18 protein-coding genes and 1 pseudogene are annotated in these 22,020 nt (G+C 62.7%); 15 read left to right on the top strand and 4 right to left on the bottom strand.

The features are described from left to right. The first annotated feature begins 10 nt into the window (after window positions 1-10). From pyrR to M1D88_RS11575, 13 genes and pseudogenes are all read left to right on the top strand, one after another. Window positions 11-595 carry a bifunctional pyr operon transcriptional regulator/uracil phosphoribosyltransferase PyrR gene (gene pyrR, locus M1D88_RS11635; RefSeq protein WP_458111027.1) on the top strand — a complete coding sequence of 195 codons (585 nt, stop codon included), beginning with the start codon at window positions 11-13 and terminating at the stop codon, window positions 593-595. Further along, a complete protein-coding gene (locus M1D88_RS11630; protein WP_458111026.1) occupies window positions 592-1,590 on the top strand; it encodes an aspartate carbamoyltransferase catalytic subunit in 999 nt (332 codons plus the stop codon). Before pyrR ends, M1D88_RS11630 begins: the two co-directional genes overlap by 4 nt. Continuing rightward, complete coding sequence (locus M1D88_RS11625) at window positions 1,590-2,954, top strand: dihydroorotase (RefSeq protein WP_458111025.1); 1,365 nt, start codon at window positions 1,590-1,592, stop codon at window positions 2,952-2,954. The genes M1D88_RS11630 and M1D88_RS11625 overlap by 1 nt, the downstream gene beginning before the upstream one ends. Beyond that, complete coding sequence (locus M1D88_RS11620) at window positions 2,954-3,472, top strand: PH-like domain-containing protein (protein ID WP_458111024.1); 519 nt, start codon at window positions 2,954-2,956, stop codon at window positions 3,470-3,472. Before M1D88_RS11625 ends, M1D88_RS11620 begins: the two co-directional genes overlap by 1 nt. Beyond that, complete coding sequence (gene carA, locus M1D88_RS11615; RefSeq protein ID WP_458111023.1) at window positions 3,453-4,766, top strand: glutamine-hydrolyzing carbamoyl-phosphate synthase small subunit; 1,314 nt, start codon at window positions 3,453-3,455, stop codon at window positions 4,764-4,766. Before M1D88_RS11620 ends, carA begins: the two co-directional genes overlap by 20 nt. Continuing rightward, window positions 4,766-8,095 (top strand): carbamoyl-phosphate synthase large subunit, encoded by a 3,330-nt coding sequence (gene carB, locus M1D88_RS11610; RefSeq protein ID WP_458111022.1) that lies wholly within the window; start codon window positions 4,766-4,768, stop codon window positions 8,093-8,095. The genes carA and carB overlap by 1 nt, the downstream gene beginning before the upstream one ends. Continuing rightward, window positions 8,088-8,954 (top strand): orotidine-5'-phosphate decarboxylase, encoded by an 867-nt coding sequence (pyrF, locus tag M1D88_RS11605; RefSeq protein WP_458111021.1) that lies wholly within the window; start codon window positions 8,088-8,090, stop codon window positions 8,952-8,954. The genes carB and pyrF overlap by 8 nt, the downstream gene beginning before the upstream one ends. Continuing rightward, window positions 8,954-9,196, top strand: a pseudogene (mihF, locus tag M1D88_RS11600) (integration host factor, actinobacterial type); the annotation flags it as partial. The gene pyrF and the pseudogene mihF, both read left to right, overlap by 1 nt. A 105-nt stretch (window positions 9,197-9,301) precedes the next feature. After that, on the top strand, window positions 9,302-9,874 hold the full coding sequence (gene gmk / locus M1D88_RS11595) for a guanylate kinase (RefSeq protein ID WP_309107153.1): 573 nt from the start codon (window positions 9,302-9,304) through the stop codon (window positions 9,872-9,874). 39 nt (window positions 9,875-9,913) lie between these two features. Next, a complete protein-coding gene (rpoZ, locus tag M1D88_RS11590; RefSeq protein ID WP_309107109.1) occupies window positions 9,914-10,174 on the top strand; it encodes a DNA-directed RNA polymerase subunit omega in 261 nt (86 codons plus the stop codon). Window positions 10,175-10,205: 31 nt separating this feature from the next. Further along, window positions 10,206-11,483, top strand: coding sequence for a bifunctional phosphopantothenoylcysteine decarboxylase/phosphopantothenate--cysteine ligase CoaBC (coaBC, locus tag M1D88_RS11585; RefSeq protein ID WP_458111020.1), 1,278 nt, complete (start codon window positions 10,206-10,208; stop codon window positions 11,481-11,483). Window positions 11,484-11,589: 106 nt separating this feature from the next. Next, window positions 11,590-12,822, top strand: a complete 1,233-nt coding sequence (metK, locus tag M1D88_RS11580) for a methionine adenosyltransferase (RefSeq protein ID WP_458111019.1) — start codon at window positions 11,590-11,592, stop codon at window positions 12,820-12,822. 209 nt (window positions 12,823-13,031) lie between these two features. After that, window positions 13,032-15,176 (top strand): primosomal protein N', encoded by a 2,145-nt coding sequence (locus M1D88_RS11575; RefSeq protein ID WP_458114505.1) that lies wholly within the window; start codon window positions 13,032-13,034, stop codon window positions 15,174-15,176. 33 nt (window positions 15,177-15,209) lie between these two features. Here M1D88_RS11575 and M1D88_RS11570 read toward each other — a convergent pair whose 3' ends face one another. The 4 genes from M1D88_RS11570 to M1D88_RS11555 are packed head-to-tail and all read right to left on the bottom strand — an operon-like array spanning window position 15,210 to window position 19,126. Further along, complete coding sequence (locus M1D88_RS11570; protein WP_458111018.1) at window positions 15,210-16,304, bottom strand: glycosyltransferase family 4 protein; 1,095 nt, start codon at window positions 16,302-16,304, stop codon at window positions 15,210-15,212. Then, window positions 16,301-17,230 carry an alpha/beta fold hydrolase gene (locus M1D88_RS11565; protein ID WP_458111017.1) on the bottom strand — a complete coding sequence of 310 codons (930 nt, stop codon included), beginning with the start codon at window positions 17,228-17,230 and terminating at the stop codon, window positions 16,301-16,303. Before M1D88_RS11565 ends, M1D88_RS11570 begins: the two co-directional genes overlap by 4 nt. Before the next feature lie 11 nt (window positions 17,231-17,241). Continuing rightward, complete coding sequence (locus M1D88_RS11560; RefSeq protein ID WP_458111016.1) at window positions 17,242-18,111, bottom strand: aldo/keto reductase; 870 nt, start codon at window positions 18,109-18,111, stop codon at window positions 17,242-17,244. A gap of 52 nt (window positions 18,112-18,163) precedes the next feature. Continuing rightward, window positions 18,164-19,126, bottom strand: coding sequence for a sugar-binding transcriptional regulator (locus M1D88_RS11555; RefSeq protein WP_458111015.1), 963 nt, complete (start codon window positions 19,124-19,126; stop codon window positions 18,164-18,166). Window positions 19,127-19,304: 178 nt separating this feature from the next. On the opposite strand from M1D88_RS11555, the gene M1D88_RS11550 reads away from it, so the two are divergent. Both M1D88_RS11550 and M1D88_RS11545 read left to right on the top strand, forming a co-directional pair. Then, a complete protein-coding gene (locus tag M1D88_RS11550) occupies window positions 19,305-21,059 on the top strand; it encodes a glycerol-3-phosphate dehydrogenase/oxidase (RefSeq protein ID WP_458114504.1) in 1,755 nt (584 codons plus the stop codon). Window positions 21,060-21,215: 156 nt separating this feature from the next. Further along, the gene (locus tag M1D88_RS11545) at window positions 21,216-21,965 is read left to right on the top strand and encodes an MIP/aquaporin family protein (protein ID WP_458111014.1); all 750 of its coding nucleotides are present in this window, start codon (window positions 21,216-21,218) and stop codon (window positions 21,963-21,965) included. Window positions 21,966-22,020 lie beyond the last annotated feature (55 nt).

Genomic DNA, 22,020 nt, shown 5'->3' with positions numbered 1-22,020 from the left:
GAGACGAGCGTTGGCTTCTGTCACACAGGCACCCGTGCCCGCCAGGGTTGTACTCAATCAGGCGGACATCGACCGTGCACTCACTCGTATCGCCCATGAGATCCTCGAGTCCAACAAAGGCTCCCGGGATCTGGTGCTTCTCGGCATCCCGCGGCGTGGTTACCCACTCGCGGTCCGGCTGGCGCAAAAAATCGCAGCCGCCGATCCCGACGTCGACCCCGCCGCCATCGTTGGCCAACTGGACGTCACAATGTTCCGGGACGATCTCTCGCATCAGCCAACCCGGCCGCCATATCCCACTCAGCTTCCGCTCACCGGAATCGATAACAAGGTTGTTGTGCTCATAGACGACGTCCTCTACTCCGGACGCACCATTCGTGCAGCCCTGGACGCGATCATCGACCTCGGCCGCCCCCGGATTGTCCGATTGGCGGTCCTCATCGACCGCGGACACCGGGAACTCCCCATCCGGGCCGATCACGTGGGCAAGAATCTGCCCACCTCGTCAGCGGAGAAAGTCCGTGTAAGGCTCGAAGAAACTGATTCCCGGGATGGCGGGCCCGTCAACGAGGTCGTTATTGAGGCAGGCGCATGAGGCATCTGCTGTCCACCGAGGATCTCAGCCTGCACAACGCAAAACGTATCCTGGACACTGCCGAAGAGATGGCCGCCGTAGGGGAGCGGGAAGTCAAAAAGCTCCCGGCGCTCCGTGGCCGCACCGTGGTGAATCTGTTCTTCGAAGACTCCACACGGACCCGGATTTCCTTTGAGGCCGCCGCCAAGAGGCTTTCCGCCGACGTCATCAACTTCGCAGCCAAAGGATCATCGGTTTCCAAGGGCGAGTCGCTGAAGGACACGGCGCAGACCCTGGCAGCCATGGGAGCCGACGCCGTCGTCATCCGTCACTGGGCGTCCGGCGCACCGCATCGCCTGGCAGCAACGGACTGGATTGATGCGGCGGTGATCAACGCCGGCGACGGTACTCACGAGCACCCCACGCAAGCACTCCTGGATGCGTTCACCATGCGCCGGCACTGGGCCAAACTCGGTGGACTCCCGTCAGCGGGAGGTGACCTGAAGGGCATGCGCGTGGCCATCGCCGGCGATGTTCTGCACTCCAGGGTTGCGCGGTCGAATGTATGGCTCCTCCGGACGCTGGGAGCGCAGGTCACCTTGGTTGCGCCCCCCACTCTGCTGCCCATCGGCGTCGAGCAATGGCCCTGCAGCGTGAGCTATGACCTCGATGAGACCCTTGAGAAAGGCGTCGACGCCGTCATGATGCTGCGTGTCCAGGGCGAGCGGATGAATGCCTCATTTTTCCCCTCAACCCGGGAATACTCCCGCCGGTGGGGGTTCGATGACAACCGGCTGCGTACGCTTGACCGTATAGGGCTCAAGGACACCATCATCATGCACCCCGGCCCCATGAACCGGGGCCTCGAAATTTCTGCAGCCGCTGCCGACTCGCACCGTTCCACAGTACTTTCACAGGTGCGGAACGGCGTGTCCGTCCGGATGGCTGCCCTGTACTTGCTGCTCTCCGGGGAAACCCGCGAGCCAGCCGCCAATTTGAGCAAGGAGAGCAACTGATGGTCAGCAACAACGGCGTATACCTCATCCGGGGTGCCGCAATTCTCGATGGTGCCAAGGAAGATCTCCTTATCCGGGACGGCTTCATCGTGGACCGGGGTGTCAACATCAACGCAGATGGCGCCACCGTCATTGAGGGCGAGGGCCTGGTTGCACTGCCGGGCATGGTGGATGTCCATACCCACCTGCGGGAACCGGGCCGCGAGGATGCTGAAACAGTGGAAACAGGGACACGGGCTGCGGCTTTGGGCGGTTTCACTGCCGTGCACGCGATGGCCAACAGCACTCCCGTGGCAGACACCGCCGGAGTGGTGGAGCAGGTCCACAGCCTTGGCCAGACAGCGGGCTGGGTGGACGTCCGGCCCGTAGGAGCCGTCACCGTCGGACTCGCCGGCGAGCAGCTTGCGGAGCTGGGCGCCATGGCTGACTCCCGTGCGCAGGTGCGCATGTTCTCCGACGACGGCCTCTGCGTCCATGATCCCGTGCTGATGCGCCGTGCCTTGGAATACGTCAAAGCGTTCGACGGCGTCGTAGCTCAGCACGCGCAGGAACCCCGGCTCACCGAGGGTGCCCAGATGAACGAAGGCGACGTCTCCGCAGTCCTGGGACTGGCAGGCTGGCCGGCCGTTGCCGAGGAAAGCATCATTGCCCGCGATGTGCTGCTGACCCAGCACGTCGGATCCCGGCTCCACGTCTGCCACGTCTCCACGGCAGGGTCTGTTGAGATCATCCGCTGGGCGAAGGCGCGCGGCATCAACGTCACGGCCGAAGTCACCCCGCATCACCTCCTGCTGACGGACGAGCTGGTCCGCAGCTACGATCCTGTGTACAAGGTGAACCCGCCGTTGCGTACTGACGCCGACGTCCAGGCTCTGCGTGCCGCCCTTGCCGATGGAACCATCGACGTCGTGGGTACAGACCACGCCCCGCACCCCAGCGAACACAAGGAATGCGAATGGGCACAGGCTGCGATGGGCATGACCGGCCTGGAAACTGCCCTCTCCGTGGTGCAGCAGACCATGATCGAAACCGGGCTGATGTCGTGGTCCGATTTCGCCAGGGTCACCTCCACAGCTCCCGCGGCCATCGGCCGGCTGGCAGATCAGGGCCGCCCGCTCGAAACAGGCGAACCAGCAAACATCATTCTGGTGGACCCCGCCGCGCGCTGGACAGTTGACCCCTCCACCATGGCCACCATGGGACGCAATTCTCCTTTTGCCGGCAGGGAACTCCCGGGCAAGGTCGTGGCGACGTTCTTCAAAGGCCATCCCACGGTTCTCGAGGGCAAGCTGAACACGCCCTACCGCAACACTGCCGCTGTGCAGCAGGCGGTACCGGCCGCTGATCCGGTGAGCGGCCTCTGATGGACAAAATACTGCCCGGAATCGGGATGCTCGCCGTGGCGGCCGTCATCTTCGTGATGATCGGAATCGGCTGGCGCAACCGCCGTCGCCGGCAGGCCGACCTCGAACCTTTGCCTGCCGTTCCTGCCCGGCTGGACCCCGCAATCACCAAAGCCGAGGGCCAATACGTAACCACCACAACGGCCGGCGACTGGCTGGACCGCATCGCCGTCCACGGGCTGGGAATCCGAACCAACGCCGTCCTGCAGGCGCACCCTGAGGGTGCGCTCTTCGAGCGTGACGGCGCCGGACCCCTGTTTATCCCTGCCGGCAATCTCACCGGTATCCGGCTCGACAGCGGAATGGCCGGCAAATTCGTTGAAAAGGACGGATTGCTCATCATCAGCTGGATGCTGGGCGAACACGAACTGGACACCGGGTTCCGAACCCGGCGCGCTGAAGATAAGACAGCGCTCCTCAAAGTATTTCAAGAATTAATTCCGGCAGGCCCCCAGGCAGATGCCGATAGTGGAAAGTAAAGACGTGACGGCAACAGAACTGACAGAAACAGAAGCGATTTCGAAGGCCACCGGTGCCGCCCTGGTACTGGAGGACGGACGGATCTTCCGCGGCCGCAGCTATGGCGCCCAGGGCACCGCGCTCGGCGAGGCGGTGTTTGCCACGGGCATGACCGGCTATCAGGAGACCATCACGGACCCCTCCTACGCCCGCCAGTTGGTAGTGCAGACCGCTCCGCACATCGGCAATACCGGCGTGAACAGCGACGACGCCGAGTCCCGCCGGATTTGGGTGGCAGGCTACATTGTCCGCGACGCGGCCCGCCGTCCCTCGAACTGGCGCTCTGAGCGGAGCCTTGACGAGGAACTCATCGAGCAGGGCATCGTCGGCATCCAGGGCGTGGACACCCGCGCCATCACCCGCCACCTGCGCGAACACAAGACCATGCGCGCCGGCATCTTCTCAGGCCACGCCGCCACCGCCACGGACAAGGAGCTCCTGGACCAGGTGCTGGCGAGTGCTCCCATGGAGGGAGCACGCCTGGCCGAAGAGGTCAGCGTCGAGGAAGCCTACGTCGTAGAGCCCAAGGATCACGGGTGGGAAGGCGAGGTGCGCTTCAGCATTGCCGCCATCGACCTTGGCATTAAGGCGATGACTCCCAAGCGCTTCGCGGAACGCGGCGTACGCGTCCATGTTTTGCCTGCCACGGCCACCATCGAGGAAGTCAACGCAGTCAGCCCGGACGGATTCTTTATGTCCAACGGTCCCGGCGACCCCGCGACAGCCGACAACCAGGTCAAACTGCTGCGTTCGGTCCTGGATGAGAAGCTTCCCTATTTCGGTATCTGCTTCGGCAACCAGATCCTGGGACGGGCATTGGGCTTTGGCACCTACAAACTCCGGTACGGCCATCGCGGCATCAACCAGCCTGTGATGGACCGCCGCACCGGCAAGGTCGAGATCACGTCCCAGAACCATGGCTTCGCCGTCGATGCACCCTTGGACGGAGCCACCATGGCTCCCGAGGAGCGCTACGGACGTGTTGAGGTCAGCCACGTAAGCCTCAACGATGACGTCGTCGAGGGCCTTGCGTGCCTGGACATCCCGGCATTTTCGGTCCAGTACCACCCCGAAGCTGCCGCCGGTCCGCACGACGCCGCGTACCTGTTCGACCGTTTCATCCAGCTGATGGCTGGCCAGCGGGACGGCCAAACGGCAAACCTCTCTGAGGGACCAGAGGCAGCGGAATCCGAAGACTCCGCCGCAGGCGACGCCCAGAACGTTAACGAAAACAAGACTGAGGACAACAAGTAATGCCCAAGAGAACTGACCTAAAGAGCGTCCTGGTCATCGGTTCCGGCCCGATTGTCATCGGCCAGGCCGCTGAATTCGACTACTCCGGCACCCAGGCACTGCGTGTCCTCAAGGAGGAGGGCCTGCGCGTTATCCTGGTCAACTCCAACCCCGCCACCATCATGACGGATCCCGAGTTCGCCGACGCGACCTACATCGAGCCCATCACCCCCGAGGTTGTGGAGAAGATCATCGCGAAGGAACGCCCCGACGCGGTACTGCCCACCCTTGGCGGCCAGACGGCACTGAACACGGCCATCGCGCTGGACAAAAACGGTGTACTCGAGAAGTACAACGTGGAACTCATTGGTGCGAACATCGCTGCCATTGAACTCGGCGAAGACCGCGAAAAATTCAAGGGCGTCGTGGAGCGCTGCGGTGCCGAATCAGCACGCAGCCACATCATCCACACCATTGACGAAGCACTCAAGGCCGCGGAAGACCTTGGCTACCCGATGGTGGTCCGCCCCTCCTTCACGATGGGAGGCCTCGGTTCAGGGCTCGCCTACAACGAGGGTGACCTGCTGAGGATCGTTGGCCAGGGCCTGCAGTACAGCCCCACCAGCGAGGTGCTGCTCGAAGAGAGCATCCTCGGCTGGAAGGAATACGAACTCGAAATGATGCGGGACAAGAACGACAACGTCGTTGTTGTCTGTTCCATCGAAAACTTCGATCCCGTAGGCGTCCACACCGGTGACTCAATCACTGTTGCACCTGCCCTGACGCTCACGGACCGCGAATACCAGCGCCTGCGCGACATCTCTATCGCGGTCATCCGTGAAGTGGGCGTGGACACCGGTGGCTGTAACATCCAGTTCGCCATTGAGCCGGACACCGGCCGCGTTGTGGTCATCGAAATGAACCCCCGCGTCTCCCGTTCCTCCGCCCTGGCTTCCAAGGCGACGGGATTCGCGATCGCTAAGATAGCCACCAAGCTGTCACTCGGCTACACCCTGGACGAGATCCCCAACGACATCACGCAGAAGACCCCGGCTTCCTTCGAGCCGACGCTGGACTACGTTGTGGTGAAGGTGCCCCGGTTCGCCTTCGAGAAGTTCCCGGCCGCTGACCCCACCCTGACCACCACCATGAAATCGGTGGGCGAGGCCATGGCCATGGGCCGCAACTTCACTGAGGCGCTGCAGAAGGCACTGAGGTCCTTGGAGCAGAAGGGTTCGCAGCTGGACTTCAGCTCGGTCCCTGAATGGGAAGTCCCGGAACTCATCGAAAAGGCCAAGCGGCCCACCACGGAGCGCCTCCACCAGGTCCAGCGCGCCATGCTTGGGGGCGCGAGCGTCGAGGAACTTTTCGAAGCCACCAAGATCGATCCCTGGTTCCTGGACCAGCTGCAGCTGCTCAACGAAATCTCCCGCGAGATCCGGACGTCCACCGCGCTGACGCAGGAGATGCTGCAGCGGGCCAAGCGCCACGGTTTCTCCGACGAGCAGATCGGCAGCCTGACCCACAACTCAGAGGCCGTAGTCAGGGGTGTCCGGCAGGCCCTCGGCATCCGGCCGGTCTACAAAACCGTGGATACCTGTGCCGCTGAATTCGCTGCCTACACGCCGTACCACTACTCCTCCTACGACGAAGAGGACGAGGTGGCGCTGCACTCCAAGCCGTCCATCCTCATCCTCGGATCCGGCCCCAACCGCATCGGCCAGGGCATCGAATTCGATTACTCCTGCGTCCACGCCTCCATGGCATTGCGCAAGGCCGGCTACGAGACCGTCATGGTCAACTGCAACCCGGAGACGGTATCCACCGACTACGACGTCTCCACACGGCTGTACTTCGAACCGCTGACCCTCGAGGACGTCCTCGAAGTCATCGCGGCAGAGGAGCGCACCGGCGGTGTCATGGGCGTTTTCGTCCAGCTCGGCGGCCAGACGCCGCTGAAACTGGCGCAGCAGCTTGCCGACGCCGGCGTGCCCATCCTCGGCACGTCCCCGGAAGCGATCGACCTCGCTGAGCACCGCGGCGCCTTCAGCCGGGTGCTGGACGAAGCGGGCCTGATCTCGCCGAAGAACGGGACCGCGGTCTCCTTCGACGACGCCAAGAAGATCGCCGATGAAATCGGTTACCCGGTGCTGGTCCGTCCGTCCTACGTGCTGGGCGGCCGCGGGATGGAAATCGTCTACGACGAGCCCAACCTCTCCCGCTACATCGCCAACGCCACGGAAATCACCACCGATCATCCGGTGCTGATTGACCGCTTCCTTGAGGACGCCGTCGAGATCGACGTCGACGCCCTCTATGACGGCAAGGACATGTACCTCGGCGGCATCATGGAGCACATCGAGGAAGCCGGGATCCACTCCGGTGACTCCGCTTGCGTGCTGCCTCCGATCACCTTGGGCAACAACGTGATCGAGCGGGTGCGGGTTGCCACCCGGGCCATCGCTGAAGGTGTGGGTGTCCGCGGTCTCATCAACATCCAGTTCGCCCTGGCCTCCGACGTCCTGTACGTGCTCGAAGCCAACCCGCGCGCTTCCCGTACAGTGCCGTTCGTGTCCAAGGCAACCGGAGTGCAGATGGCGAAGGCCGCGGCACTGATCGGTACCGGCATCACGATCAACCAGTTGCGCAGCGCCTACAAGATGCTGCCCGAAAGCGGTGACGGCTCCACTCTTCCCCTGGACGCTCCCGTCTCGGTCAAGGAAGCGGTCCTGCCTTTCAGCCGGTTCCGGACGCCGGAGGGCACAGTTGTGGATTCGCTGCTCGGCCCGGAAATGCGTTCCACGGGCGAAGTCATGGGGATCGACAAGCACTTTGACACTGCCTTCGCCAAGAGCCAGGCAGCCGCCAACAACGCCCTACCCACCGAAGGCAAGATTTTTGTCTCCGTGGCGAACCGCGACAAGCGCTCGGTGATCATGGGTGTCAAGCGCCTCTCCGACCTCGGCTTCGAAATTGTCTCCACGGGGGGCACTGCTGATGTCCTGCGGCGCAACGGAATCCAGGCGACCCCCGTTCGGAAGGTCGCTGAAGGAAGCAGCGCCGAGGGCGAAGGCACCATTGCCGATCTCATCATTGCCGGTGAAATTGACATGGTCTTCAACACGCCTTCCGGCGGCGAAGCCCGCAGCGATGGCTACGAACTGCGCGCCGCAGCAACGTCCATCGGCATCCCCTGCATCACGACGGTGGCCGAGTTTAATGCAGCCGTCCAGGCCATTGAGGCGTTGCGGACGTATGAGTGGTCGGTGACCAGCCTTCAGGAGCACGCTGCTGCACTGTTTGCCTCGCAAACCAGGGATTCCGAGGAAGCAGCAGCCAAGAATGCCTGAGCCTGAGGCAGCAATCACGGCCAGCCGGGAGTCCTTTGGCTCCCGGCTGGGCCAAGCCATGGCCGAGCGCGGCCCGCTATGCGTCGGCATTGATCCACACCCGGCTTTGCTGAAGAGCTGGGGACTGGACGACGACGCCGCTGGCTTGAGGCGCTTTTCGCTGAAGGCCTTGGAGGCGGTCGGTTCGCTCGCTGCCGCGGTAAAGCCGCAGGTGGCGCTTTACGAGCGTCACGGTTCGGCCGGCATGGCGGTGCTGGAGGAAGTTCTTGCCGTGGCGCGGGACGAGGGCGTGCTAACCATCGCCGACGCCAAGCGCGGTGACATCGGATCCACCATGGCCGCATACGCTGATGCCTGGCTGCGGGACGGCTCGTCGCTTGCGGCGGACTCGGTTACCCTCAGCCCCTACCTCGGCTTCGAGTCTTTGCGGCCGGCCCTGGATCTGGCGGCCGAGCATGGGCGCGGCGTCTTTGTCCTGGCGCTGACCTCCAATCCTGAAGGCGCATCCGTCCAGCACGTGGGTGGTGACGATTCGGTCGCCCGACGCATTGTTGAGGCCGCAGCGGGGGAGAACACCCGCTACGGGAGGTCCTTGGGCTCTGTGGGCCTGGTGGTCGGCGCAACAGTGGGCAACGCCCTGTCCAACCTCAACCTGGACCTCGCCTCGGTCCGGGGCCCCATTCTGGCTCCCGGCCTCGGTGCCCAAGGTGCCACACCAGCTGACCTCCGCCGAACGTTCGGACCGGCGTACGCGCAGGTCCTCGGGACATCCAGCAGGGACATCCTGAAAGCGGGTCCGGGGCTCACGTCCCTTCGGGACGCTGCCCTTGCCACCCTTGAAGGCCTACGGGCCGCCTGATGGGCCTGCCGGCACTGACGCAACAGGATCGGGTGGCGGCCCTGAACAAGGCAGCCGCCGCCCGGGCCGCACGCGCCGCCGCTAAGGAGCAACTGAAGGCCGGAACTCTTTCCGTCAATGAGCTCCTGAATGCAGCAACCCAGGACGACGCGATCGCACGGATGAGGGTCACCGAACTCCTTGAGTCCCTGCCTGGCGTTGGCGCAGTAACGGCGCGCAACCTACTGGAGCAATTGGGGATTGCTGCCTCGAGAAGGGTGAAGGGCCTGGGAACCCGCCAGCGCGAGGCGCTGGTAGATTTTACGAACGAGAAACAGATCCATCCGCATACCGCCTCAAAGGAATACGTGAGCAAGAATCCCGGACTGACAGTCCTCGCAGGCCCCACTGCTGTTGGCAAAGGCACCGTATCCACCTACATACGGGACAACTACCCCAACGTGTGGCTCTCAGTCTCGGCAACCACCCGCCCGCCCCGGCCAGGCGAGCAGGACGGCGTTCACTACTTCTTCAAGTCCCCGGAAGAGTTTGACGCCCTGATCGAGGCCGGGGAACTCCTGGAGTGGGCAGTGGTGCACGGACAGAACCGCTATGGGACTCTGCGCAGCACTGTTGAAGCAGCTATCGCCGACGGGCGCTCGGTTCTCCTCGAGATCGATCTGCAGGGGGCCCGGCAGGTAAAGCAGGCCGTTCCCGACGCCAAATTCGTCTTCCTTGCTCCTCCCAGCTGGGAGGAAATGGTGCGCAGGCTCGTGGGACGCGGCACCGAAACAGCGGACGAACAGCAGCAAAGGCTGGAAACCGCTAAACTAGAACTTGCCGCTGAACCGGAGTTCGATCACACCGTCATCAATGATGACGTTCGACGGGCAGCGGACGAGCTTGTTTCACTCATGGGGCTGGTCCCGAACCCGCGTTAGGCGCCGGGAAAAGTCAGCCCGTTAGAATTTGGAGAATTCGTGTCCACGAACCTTGAAGGCATCATCAACCCGCCGATCGATTCGCTGCTGGAGGCTGCTGATTCCAAGTACGGCCTGGTGATCTTCGGTGCCAAGCGTGCACGTCAGATCAACGCTTACTACGCCCAGCTTCACGAGGGCCTGTTCGAGTACGTCGGCCCGCTGGTCGATACCAAGCTGAACGAGAAGTCACTCTCAATCGCCCTGCGTGAAATCAACGAAGGCAAACTGGTTTCCTCGCCGATCGAACCTGCAGAGTAGAACCTAAAGACTGCCTGTTGACGGAGGTCACGTGCGCATAGTCCTCGGAGTCGGGGGAGGGATTGCCGCCTACAAGGTGGCATCGCTCCTCCGGCTTTTTACTGAAGCCGGCCACAATGTCACGGTTATCCCCACCGAGGCCGCCAGCCGTTTCATCGGAGTGGCAACGTGGGAAGCGCTCTCGGGAAACCCGGTCAGCAACAGCGTGTTCGACGACGTCCCCAGCGTCAATCACGTTCGTCTGGGACACGAGGCTGACCTGATAGTGGTCGCTCCGGCCACCGCGGACCTCCTGGCGCGGGCGGCCCATGGCATTGCCAACGATCTCCTCACCAACACCCTGCTCATGGCAAGCGGACCCGTCCTGATGGCTCCGGCCATGCACACCGAGATGTGGCAGCATGCGGCGACGCAGGCGAATGTTGAAACACTGCGTTCCCGTGGAGTGACAGTGCTGGAACCGGCAAGCGGAAGGCTGACAGGGACTGACTCCGGGCCTGGCCGTCTGCCGGAGCCGGAGGCCATCTTCGAAGCAGCCATGGCGCTTACGCAGTCCCTGGCCGAGGCGGCCGAGGGGCAGCCGGTTTCCCCGGCGGGCCTTACGGAATCCGACGTATTGCCCTTAGCCGGGCGAACCGTAACCATCAGCGCGGGGGGAACCCGGGAACCGCTGGACCCCGTCCGCTTCCTCGGCAACCGCTCCTCCGGAAAGCAGGGAGTGGCTCTGGCTGTTGCAGCGCTCAACGCAGGGGCGACGGTCCGGCTGATCGCCGCGCACATGGATGTTCCAGCGCCTCCCGGGGTTGAGCTGGTGGAGGTGGAGTCGGCGCTGCAGCTGCGCGAAGCAGTCCTGCGGGGGGCGACGGGTTCCGACGTCGTGATCATGTCCGCGGCAGTGGCAGACTTCCGCCCTTCCGTGGTCTCTGAGACCAAAATCAAGAAGCGGGACGACACCGAGGACCCAGTGATTACCCTGGTGCGGAATCCGGACATCTTGAAAGAGGTCGTTGAAGTCAGGAACAGCTCTTCCCGCAGCCAGCTCATCGTGGGGTTTGCCGCGGAAACCGGTGATGCTGATGGCAACGTCCTTGAGTATGCCAACGCCAAGCTTCAACGCAAAGGGTGTGACCTGCTGGTGGTTAACCACGTCGGCGAAGGCAAGGTCTTTGGCCGGGAACACAATTCAGTGGTTATCCTCTCCCGTGCCGGCTCGGAGCCGCAATCTGCGTCCGGTTCGAAGGCTGACGTCGCTTCAGCCGTGATTGACCGGATCAGTACGGAGCTGAGCCGGGTTTATCCGCGACCCTAGACTTGTCCATGTCCGGCCAGCCCATGGTCTCCTTAGCCCCCATGTTCTCCTTAGTCTGGGGAAACATGTCACCAACCATCCGTATCCCAACAAGTAAGGTAGTTGAGTGACTTTACCGCTGCACCTTCCCGGATCCCATCCTGCGCCTTCGGCCTTGCGCCTCTTCACCTCTGAATCGGTGACTGAAGGGCATCCCGACAAGATCTGCGACCAGATCAGTGATGCGATCCTCGATGCGCTGCTGGCTGCAGACCCGGAATCGCGGGTAGCGGTAGAGACCATGGCCACTACCGGCCTGGTCCACGTGGCCGGCGAAGTCACGACAGACGCCTACGTTGAAATCCCGCAGCTTGTCCGCGAGACCATCCTTGGCATCGGCTACGACTCATCCGCCAACGGTTTCGACGGCGCCCGTTGCGGTGTGTCAGTGTCGATCGGCCAACAGTCCAACGACATTGCAGGTGGGGTTTTCAATTCGCTGGAAGCCCGCGAAGGCCGCCAGGAGGACGACTACGACCTCCAGGGCGCCGGCGACCAAGGCCTGATGTTTGGCTATGCCAGCGACGAAACGCCTTCGTACATGCCGGTTCCCATCTGGATTGCCCACCGTCTCTCGGAACGGCTTACGGAAGTACGCAAGAACGGCCAGCTCGCCTATCTCCGCCCGGACGGCAAAACGCAGGCCACCATCGGGTATGACGGCGACCGCCCGGTCTCAGTGGAAACCATTGTCATCTCCAGCCAGCACGCTGAGGGTGCAAGCCTTGAGCAGCTTCGGGCCGATCTGGTTGAGTACGTCATCGATCCCGTCCTGGCGACTGCCAACCTTGATATTTCGCGTACGGTCAACATCCTGAATCCTGCGGGTGCTTTCGTTATTGGCGGCCCCGTAGGCGACGCCGGTCTGACCGGACGCAAGATCATCGTGGACACCTACGGGGGAATGGCCCGCCACGGCGGCGGCGCCTTCAGTGGCAAAGACCCGTCGAAGGTTGACCGTTCCGCTGCCTACGCCATGCGCTGGGTCGCGAAGAACGTGGTTGCGGCCGGCTTGGCTAAGCGGGCAGAGATCCAGATCGCTTATGCAATCGGCCAGGCACGGCCCGTGGGTACCTATGTAGAAACTTTCGGGACCGAAACGGTGGACCCTGCGCGGATCGGCGAAGCCATCGCCGAGATCTTCGACCTCCGCCCACGGGCTATCATCGATGCGCTCGACCTGAAGCGCCCCATTTACGCCAAGACGGCTGCTCACGGCCACTTCGGCCGGGATGACCCTGACTTCACCTGGGAGCGGCTGGACCGGGTCGAGGAACTGAAGGCCTTCTTCAACGCCTGACCCTCCTCCCGGGCTTCGCCTGCTGAGAACGTCCCTGCAAATGTCAGTGCCTGGTGGTTGGCTGTAGTTGGCCCGCCATCACGCTGCGCAGGCTGTATGCCTTAAGGGCTGCAGTGCTTGCATACGGGCGAAACATGGGCGATGCCGAGGGGAGGCAAGAAAAAATGACGGCAGTCAGGAGAAACGTCGCCGAGGGCGGAAGCATGGCTATGAGTGGACAACCGAATTCTCCGGAGTCTGTCCAGCCTTCGCTGCTACAGGGATTTCCGCCGCTGGTGCCACGTCCATCACCGGCTGGTCCGGATCTTGCTCCGGAATTGCCAGTGGCGCGGATCCTTATCGAGTCGCCGCTGCCACATCTGGACAGGCCATTCGATTACAGCGTTCCGGCAACCCTGGATCAAGCGGCGCAGCCAGGGGTTCGGGTCAAGGTGAAATTCAACGGGCAGGACCTCTCCGGGTATCTCCTGGAACGGGTCGCAGAGTCGGATGCCGGGCACTCACTGGTACCGCTGCACAAGGTTGTCTCCGACGTCGCCGTCCTGACCCCTGCGCTGGCCAGGCTTGCCGGCAGTGTTGCTGCAAGGTACGCCGGGACGGTGAGCGATGTCCTGAGGCTTGCCATCCCGCCGCGCGTGGCCAAGCTGGAAAAGGAGCTCTCTGGGCTCCCTGAACGTCCTGAGGGCCCTGAATCCGGAGTTCCTGGATATCAGCCGTCCGGGAACTGGGCTACATATGGCACGGCGACGGCATTCCTTAAGCATCTCTCGGCGGGCGAATCACCCAAGGCCGTTCTCAGCGCCCTGCAGGGGTTTGGAGCTGCAGGCTGGCCGCGACTGCTGGCGGAAGCTGTTGCAGCTGTCAGATCCTCCGGCCGGGGCGCCGTGGTGGTTGTTCCTGACTACCGCGACCTGGATCGGGTGGAGGCAGCGCTCCTGGAGGTGCTGCCACCCGGAGACGTCGCACGCCTGAGTGCCGAAGACGGGCCGACGCCGCGCTACCGCAATTACCTGCGCATCCTGACAGGATCCGCACGCGTGGCGGTCGGCACCCGCTCCACAGCCTATGCCCCCGTGCAGAACCTTGGGCTGGTGGCGTGCTGGGACGACGGCGATGACCTCCATATCGAGCAACGCTCACCTTATGCGCACACGCGGGAGATTTTGCTCTTGCGCTCGGGGCAGGAGAATGCGGCATGCCTGTTTGCTGCCCATACGCGCAGCACAGAACTCCAGCGACTGGTGGAGTCGGGCTGGGCAAGGGCAGTGGAAGCTGAACGCAGGGAGGTCCGCCGCACTGTGCCGCGCGTCTTGAATACGGCGGACAGCTACGAGCAAGAGCGCGATCCTCTCGCTAGGATTGCCCGTCTTCCCGGTGCTGCCTGGCGTGCGGCCAAGGAAGGGCTCCAGAGAGGGCCGGTCCTGGTGCAGGTGGCGCGCACGGGATACGCGCCGTCCTTGGCGTGTGAGCGATGCCGCGAACAGGCACGTTGCGGAGCCTGCCAGGGACCGTTGGCCATTGCTGGGGCCAGTGGCCCGTCCGCTGTTCCGCAGTGCCGCTGGTGCTCCGCCCCGGCGCCCGAATGGCAATGCGCTCACTGTGGCGGGAGGCATCTTCGCCGCGGTGCGACGGGGGTGTTAAGGACTGCTGAGGAATTGGGGCGTGCTTTTCCAGGAGCTCCGGTGATCACATCATCAGCGGATCAGGTCAAGGCCACGGTCCCGGACGCCAAGGCCCTGGTGGTGGCCACCGTCGGCGCGGAACCAGTAGCCGAAAATGGGTACGCGGCCGCCTTGCTGCTGGACGGCGATTCTTTGCTGCGGCGGGAAAGCCTCCGCGCGGGTGAGGATGCTGTCCGCCGATGGTTCAACGCTGCTGCCCTGGTACGCCCATCAACCGAGGGCGGGCTGGTGGTCATCACAGCCGATGACGCTGCCGCCGTCGGCGCCCTCTTGAGATGGGACTCCGGCGGTTATGCGGCACGAGAGCTCTCGTTGAGGCGCGAACTCCAGTTGCCACCGGCCGTGCGCATCGCTTCCATCACGGGAGGCAGGACTGCCGTGGGGCACTTTGTCGAAGCCCTCGAGCAGCGTCTCGCGAGGCTGGGGATTGTGCTGCGTACAGCGGGGCCCGCTCCTTTGGTGTTGGCGGCCGCAGTGCCATCACCTGCCGGGCCATCAGCCGCCGGTGTGGGGTCAAGGGAAACAGAAGCAGACGTCAGGACCCTTTTGTTCATTCCCTATGCTCAAGCCACTGGAGCCACGAAGGCCATGAGGGCAGCGAGGGCGGCTGCGGCTGCGAAACGGAACGACGACCCCGTACAGCTGAGACTGGACGGTGTGGACGTCCTCTAACCCGCAGTCGGGCACCCCGGGGATACGCCGCCTCTAAAGGCTGGTCCGGCTCCTCCGCTGCCTTTGGCCAGCCACTTCCTCTGCCACCTGCAGCAGCTGCCGTGCGGAGTGGTCCCAACTGAACTCCGCCGCCCTCTCAACAGAGCGACGTGACTGCACATCCCATGCCGAAGGATCCTCCAAGGCACGGACCGCGGCTGCGAACTCGGTCGGGGAATCGGGATGGACATACGTCACGGCGTCCGAGCCGACTTCCCGGAAGATTGGGATGTCGCTGGCTATTACGGGGGTTCCATGAGACATGGCTTCCACAAGCGGGAGCCCGTAGCCTTCGGCCTTGGAAAGACTGATGAGTGCCGTAGCCCGCGAGAGCAGGGCCTCATACTCGTCTTCCGTCACACCGTTGTGGAACACAATGTCCGTCCCGTGGGGCACCAGCGATTCAAGCTCTGCCCTGCGGGCAGGAGTGATACGGCTCAGGAGGTGAAGCGTCATGCCAGGCAGTTCAGCCATGCCCTTGATCATCGTTTCCACGTTTTTGTAGGGCATGAACGAGCCCATGTACAGCAGGCTCTTATCGGAACCTGCCGTGACGTCGCGGGGGGAGTGCACGTGTTGGGGGGCGTTGCCCACAATCCTGACCGGCCTCTTGGTGAGACGGTACTTCGCGATCAGTGATGCAGTGGTATGGCTGATGGTTGCCACGATGTCAGCCCGGTTCAGCAGCAGCCGTTGCGGCCAGAAGGCTTTGTGGTAAAGGCGCCAGAGGACGCGGACGGGTGCAGGAAGGAAACCGGGAGGAGCGGGGTGTTCGTAGTAGATCAGGTCGTGCAGGGTGAGCACCAAGCCATAGTTTCGGCCCCATGAGCCCATGGTCTGCATCGGGCAGACCACCACATCGGCCCCCAGCCGGTTGACTTTCGCCGCGACAAAGAGCTCAGCGGGGGAGAGCGGGCTGTTGATGAGGGTGTACGGGACGTCAGGAAGCAACTTAAGCTGCCGGGGGTCGCTGATCAGCATCGAAACGTCGCTGATCTTTGCCAGCGCTGCGATGAGGCTTGAACCGTAGCGGCTGATCCCGTCGTGGTGATCCGTGCGGGTGAAGCGGGCGTCAATCACGATTTTCACGAGGCATGGTCCTTCAGGAAGCTGCGGATATGCCCGGCCGCGGGTGCTGGGGTTTCGTAGTGGATGAGGTGGCCAACGCCCGGGATGATTCTCAGGCGGGCATCGGGCAAAAGCGCCAGCAACTTGTGCTGGTCCGGGAGGACTGCGATTTCGTCCTTCTCGCCCGCCACCAGCAGCACAGGTAGCCCAAGGGCAGGGGCCACTTCGGCAACGTTGCTGCCCACCGACGCACGGAAGGATTCGAGAAGGCTCTGCCGGTTGGCGAAGGCCGAAAAGTAGGCGGAATGCTGGGCATGAATGAAGCGCCGCAATTGCCTGTCCTTGGTTTTGGCCATCGCCACGCTCATGATCCTGACAATGATCTGGCTCCGCAGGATAAAGAGTCCGAGTTTGCTGGGAAGCCTGGCAGAAAGCTGGTAATAAAAGACGGCCAGCCTGGTCATGGCACCCTTCGGCCCTTCCAATGCCGGACTGGCTATCGGGTTGACCAGAATCAGCTCACGGACAGTGCCCGGATGTGATGCCACAAAGTGGCTGGCAACAATGGAACCGAATGAATGACCCAGCAGGACTGTGTCCCGGCCCAGTCCAAGGGCAGCCATAAATCCGCTGATGAAACGGCCGTAATTCTCGACTGTGTGCTCCAGGGACCTGAACGGCTCTGAGCTCCCAAAGCCTGGCAAATCGGGCATGATCAGCCGCATTTCCGAGAGCTGGTCCGCAACGCGCAGGAGGCCGTGGTGATCTCCACGGAAACCGTGAATCACCAGGATTGTCCGGGTCTCGGGCGTCACCTGGACCGGCTCGTAAATCCAATACGCCACCCTCACGCCGTCGACGTCGACGTCAGCGGCGCGGGTGCGGGCGGCGAGCTGAGGGCTGAAGAGGGGCTGAGTCCGGCCCGTGTCCGTGTCCACTTGTTCCATGACTTTGAATCCTAGTTCACGTTGTCCGGGTGGGAGCCTGTGCGCTGACCGCGGTCCAAGGCCGCGATTTTGGACATTTCTGACGATTCCAGGCTGAAGTCGAAGATGTCCAGATTCTCCCTGAGCCGTTCATAGGAGCTGGCCTTGGGGATGGCGATGTTCGCCAGCTGCAGGTGCCAACGCAGGATGATCTGCGCGGGAGTCCTTCCATGACTAGAGGCAAGATCAAGAATCACCGGGTCCTGGAGCACCTTGCCGCGTCCCAACGGGCTCCAGGCTTCGGTGCGGATCCCCAACCGTGTGTGCTGCTCGCGCAGTTCCTCCTGCTGGAGCCAGGGATGGAGCTCAATCTGGTTCACGGCGGGGATGACTTCTGCCGTTTCCAGCAGGTGCTCCAGATGCGCCGGCTGGAAGTTCGAGACTCCTATGGCGCGCACTTTTCCCTCCCTGTAGAGGGTCTCCAGGGCACGATACGTTCCGGCATAGAGTCCCCGACGGGCGCAGGGCCAGTGGATCAGGTAAAGGTCAAGGTAATCCAGTCCAAGGCTGGCCATGGACTTTTGGAAGGCGCGTAACGTGGAGTCGTAGCCATGGTCCTCGTTCCACACCTTGGTAGTAATGAACAGGTCCTGGCGTGAGAGGGATGGCGTTCCCGCTCCGCTGCCCCGTTCCTGGCCCTGAAATCCGGACAAGGAACCAATGCCCCTTCCGACGCCCGCCTCGTTGCCGTACATGGCGGCTGTATCGAAATGGCGGTAGCCGGCTTCAAGGGCCATGGTGACCAGGCCGGCCGCATCCGGCGGCGGCACTTTGTACAGCCCAAAGCCCAATTGGTCGATCAGCACGCCGTTGTTGAGCTGTAGGCGGGGGACAGGTTTCATAACACCGACTCTACCGACTCGTAAGGTTCAGACTGCGTTCCGTCATGCCGCATCAAGCCATGTTCCCTGAGGCCACGAGCCGCCGGGCCATGGCCTCATCCAGGATCAGATCGGTTGCCAGTCCCGCAGCGAGCGCCCCGCGCAACCCGTTAATTTTGGACGCTCCCGACACCACACAGATCCTCCGCCTGACCTGGCGTAACTGCGCCAGCGAGGGCCCAGTGGAGCGTTCGTTGAGCGTAATGCCATCCGAAGAACCATCGCCCCGAAAGAATACAGTGGCCACATCACCCACAACATCAGAACTCGCGAGGACCTTCAGGTCATTTTCATCGAGGTAGCCGCCCGCGTAAACGTGGCTCGGGTAGTCCGCATCCACCGAGCCGACACCAAACACTGCAATGCCCATGCGGGACTGCAGGTCAAGGATCCGCTGCACGCTGCGCTCATTCCACATGGCCGTCTTGGTGCTGGCATGGTCGAAAAACGCGGGAACCGGAAACTGCTCCACCCGCGCACCATAAGCACTGCCGAACCGTCGCATGATGTCGCTTGCGTACGTGATGCCGGTGGTGTGCATGTTTCCGGCCCCGTTGAGCTGGACGATGACGCTGTCGTGAGTGATCTTCCGGGTCAGGTGCCTGCTCACGGCGCTCAACGTTGAGCCCCACGCGACGCCGATAATGGCGTTGGAATCCACCAGCGGGCCGATGGTCCTGGCAGCCTGCATGGCAACACGGTCCAGTGTTTCCGCTTCATTCAGGGATTCCAGCACCGGGACAACGTGCACATCCACGTTGTATTCGCTTCGGATGATGCTTTCCAGCTCCGGCCCGGTGTCCAAGGGGCTGCGGATCTGGATCTGGACCAGGCCGGTGTCGCGGGCGGCGGAAAGCAGCCGGGAGACCGTTGATCTGGACGTTCGCAACTCCCTGGCGATGGCGTCCATTGTGAGGTCCTGCATGTAGTACAGCTGTGCGGCCCTCAGCGCGTCAGCGTGCCGTGAGTTAGGCATTAGAGATCCAATCTGCACGTTTGTGCATAGTGCTTGACTCCATTTTCCATTACTCCAAAGAATAGTGGTGAACGGCGCCGTGCCTGTGGGTGCGCCGCATAGGACCAAACCCAAAGGAGTTGTTTTGGGACGCAATGAAACACCTGGCCACCAAGCCTCCCCCCGGCATCGCCCAACAGTGGAGAGCCTGCGTCAGCGGCCCCGCGCCCAGGTTCTCATCATCGGAGGAGGCATCAACGGCGTCGGGACTTTCCGTGACCTTGCACTCCAGGGCGTGGACGTGGCGCTCGTGGAGCGCGGCGATTATTGCCAGGGGGCAAGCGGAGCTTCATCACACATGATCCATGGCGGGATCCGCTACTTGGAAAACGGCGAGTTCCGCCTCGTCCGGGAATCCGTGGTGGAGCGCAACAGGCTCCTGCGGATTGCTCCGCACTACGTGAAGCCGCTGCAAACCACCATTCCCATCTTCAGCACTTTCTCGGGGATTTTGGCCGCGCCATTGCGCTTCCTCACTCACAAGCAGCAGGGCAAGCCCAAGGAACGTGGGGCCTTCCTGATCAAGGCAGGGCTTACCCTCTACGATTCCTTTTCCCGCGACGGCGGCAACGTCCCGCGCCACGAGTTCCGTGGGCGAAAACGCGCTTTGGCTGAGCTCCCCATGCTTCATCCGGGCATTAAGTATGCCGCCACCTATTTCGACGCCTCAGTCCATAACCCCGAGCGTCTTACCCTCGATGTGCTTCAGGATGGCGAAAAAGCCGGTGGCGGAAGCAAGTCAGGCACCGCTGAGGCACACGCCAGGGCCAGCAATTACCTTTCCCTTGTCGGCAAGAAGCCTGCCACGGCTGAATCGGGCACCACTGTGCAGCTCCGGGATGAGCTGACCGGTGAGGTGTTCGACTTCACAGCCGACGTCATTGTGAACACCACCGGAGCGTGGGTTGACCTGACCAACCAGGCTATGGGCGCAGCGTCAGCTTTTATGGGCGGCACCAAGGGTTCCCACATTGTCCTGGACCACCCTGATTTGCTTGCTGCATGCAACGGCCGAGAGATCTTTTTCGAGCACACCGACGGCAGGATCGTGCTGATCTACCCGATGGGGGACCGCGTGCTGGTCGGCACCACCGACATCCACGCAGATATGTCCCGGGACGCGGTATGCACCGATGCGGAAATAGACTATTTCTTCGATCTGATCGGACATGTTTTCCCGGATATCACAGTCAACCGCGGCCAGATCGTATACACGTTCTCCGGGGTGCGCCCGTTGCCTAGACATGATGAAACGCAGCCCGGATTCGTCAGCCGCGACTACCGGATTGAACGCCAGGCAACGCAGCAGGTCCCAGAGGGTGTCGCGGGCAGCAACAGCGGTGTTGTTTTGAGCCTGGTGGGCGGCAAGTGGACCACTTTCCGGGCACTGGCGGAGCATCTCAGCGATGACGTGCTCGCTGAGCTGGGAAGGCAACGCAGGATCTCGACGGCGAAACTCGCCATCGGGGGCGGCGCGGGTTTCCCTGAGACAGAGGCTGGAGTCCAGAAGTGGATCAAGGCACACATGTCTCCCGGCCGCGACGCTGACCGGGCCGCAGTGCTGCTGACTCGCTACGGCACCAGGGCAGAAGAAGTAATCTCCTACCTCGATGCCGGGCCTGACCGGCTCCTGCACTCGACCCGCGAGCTCAGCGTCCGGGAGCTTGAATTCATGGCACGGCATGAACAGATCGGCCACCTGGTGGACATCCTGATCCGCCGCACATCGCTTGCTTTTCGAGGACTCGTAACGGGCGAACTGCTGAATGAAATTGCTGATGTCCTCGCCATACCTCTCGGCTGGGATGCTGCAGCGCGTGCTACCGAGATCCGCCACGCCCAGGAGGTCCTGAACCGTTTCCACGGCGTCCAGGTCCATAGTCTGGTGACCTGATTATCTTGCGTGCCCGGGTCACCTCGGGCGCAAGGACTGCGCGGAAGCTGAAGTTGCTTCCGGTGCAGCCGTCGGCCGGCAGTTCGGCATTGCTGCCAGCCTAAACAGCCCCTCAAACCCGCGAGGGCTGACAACAGAAAATAGATGGAGTCGAAGATGTCTCTTGGAATAGTTTTCCTTTCCGAAGTGTTCGGAACCGCAATGCTGACCCTCCTGGGTTGCGGCGTTGTTGCCAACGTGGCCCTCAAGGGCACCAAGGGCAACAGCGGCGGGTTCCTCATGGTCACCTGGGGCTGGGGTATTGCAGTCTTCGCCGGTGTCTACGTGGCAGCCAGATCAGGCGCCCACCTCAACCCGGCCGTCACCTTGGGCCTCCTGGTCAATGGCAAGGGCGAGTATGCACCAGGCGTTCCTGTTGATGTCCTCTCAACATTGACCTACTTTGGTGCAGAACTGGTCGGCGCCTTCCTGGGCGCGGTCGTCGCCTGGCTCGCCCACAAGCAGCACTTTGATGCCGAGCCCGAGCCTGCCAGCAAATTGGCCGTATTCTCCACAGGTCCTGCCATCCGGTCCACCCCTTGGAACCTGGTTACTGAGATCATCGGCACCTTCGTGCTGGTGTTCGTCATCCTCACTTTCGGAGGCACTCCCTCAGGCCTCGGCCCGCTGGCAGTGGCACTCCTCGTTGTAGGCATCGGTGTTTCCCTCGGCGGCCCCACCGGCTACGCCATCAACCCTGCCCGCGACCTTGGCCCCCGCATCGCCCATGCACTCCTTCCCATCAAGGGCAAGGGCTCCAGCGACTGGAGCTACTCCTGGGTTCCGGTTGTAGGTCCTCTCGTGGGTGGCGCCCTCGGCGGCCTCGTCGCTGCCGTGGTTCCGATCATCGCCACCGCGGCGTCATAACCCGGCACCTTGAGACTGAAAGTCCCGCCGGTCGTTCCACCATCCTCCAAACGCA

The sequence above is a fragment of the Arthrobacter sp. R1-13 genome, from assembly GCF_054161475.1.
The sequence above is the reverse complement of the archived record's forward strand: the minus strand, read 5'-3'. Positions and strand labels throughout refer to the sequence as shown.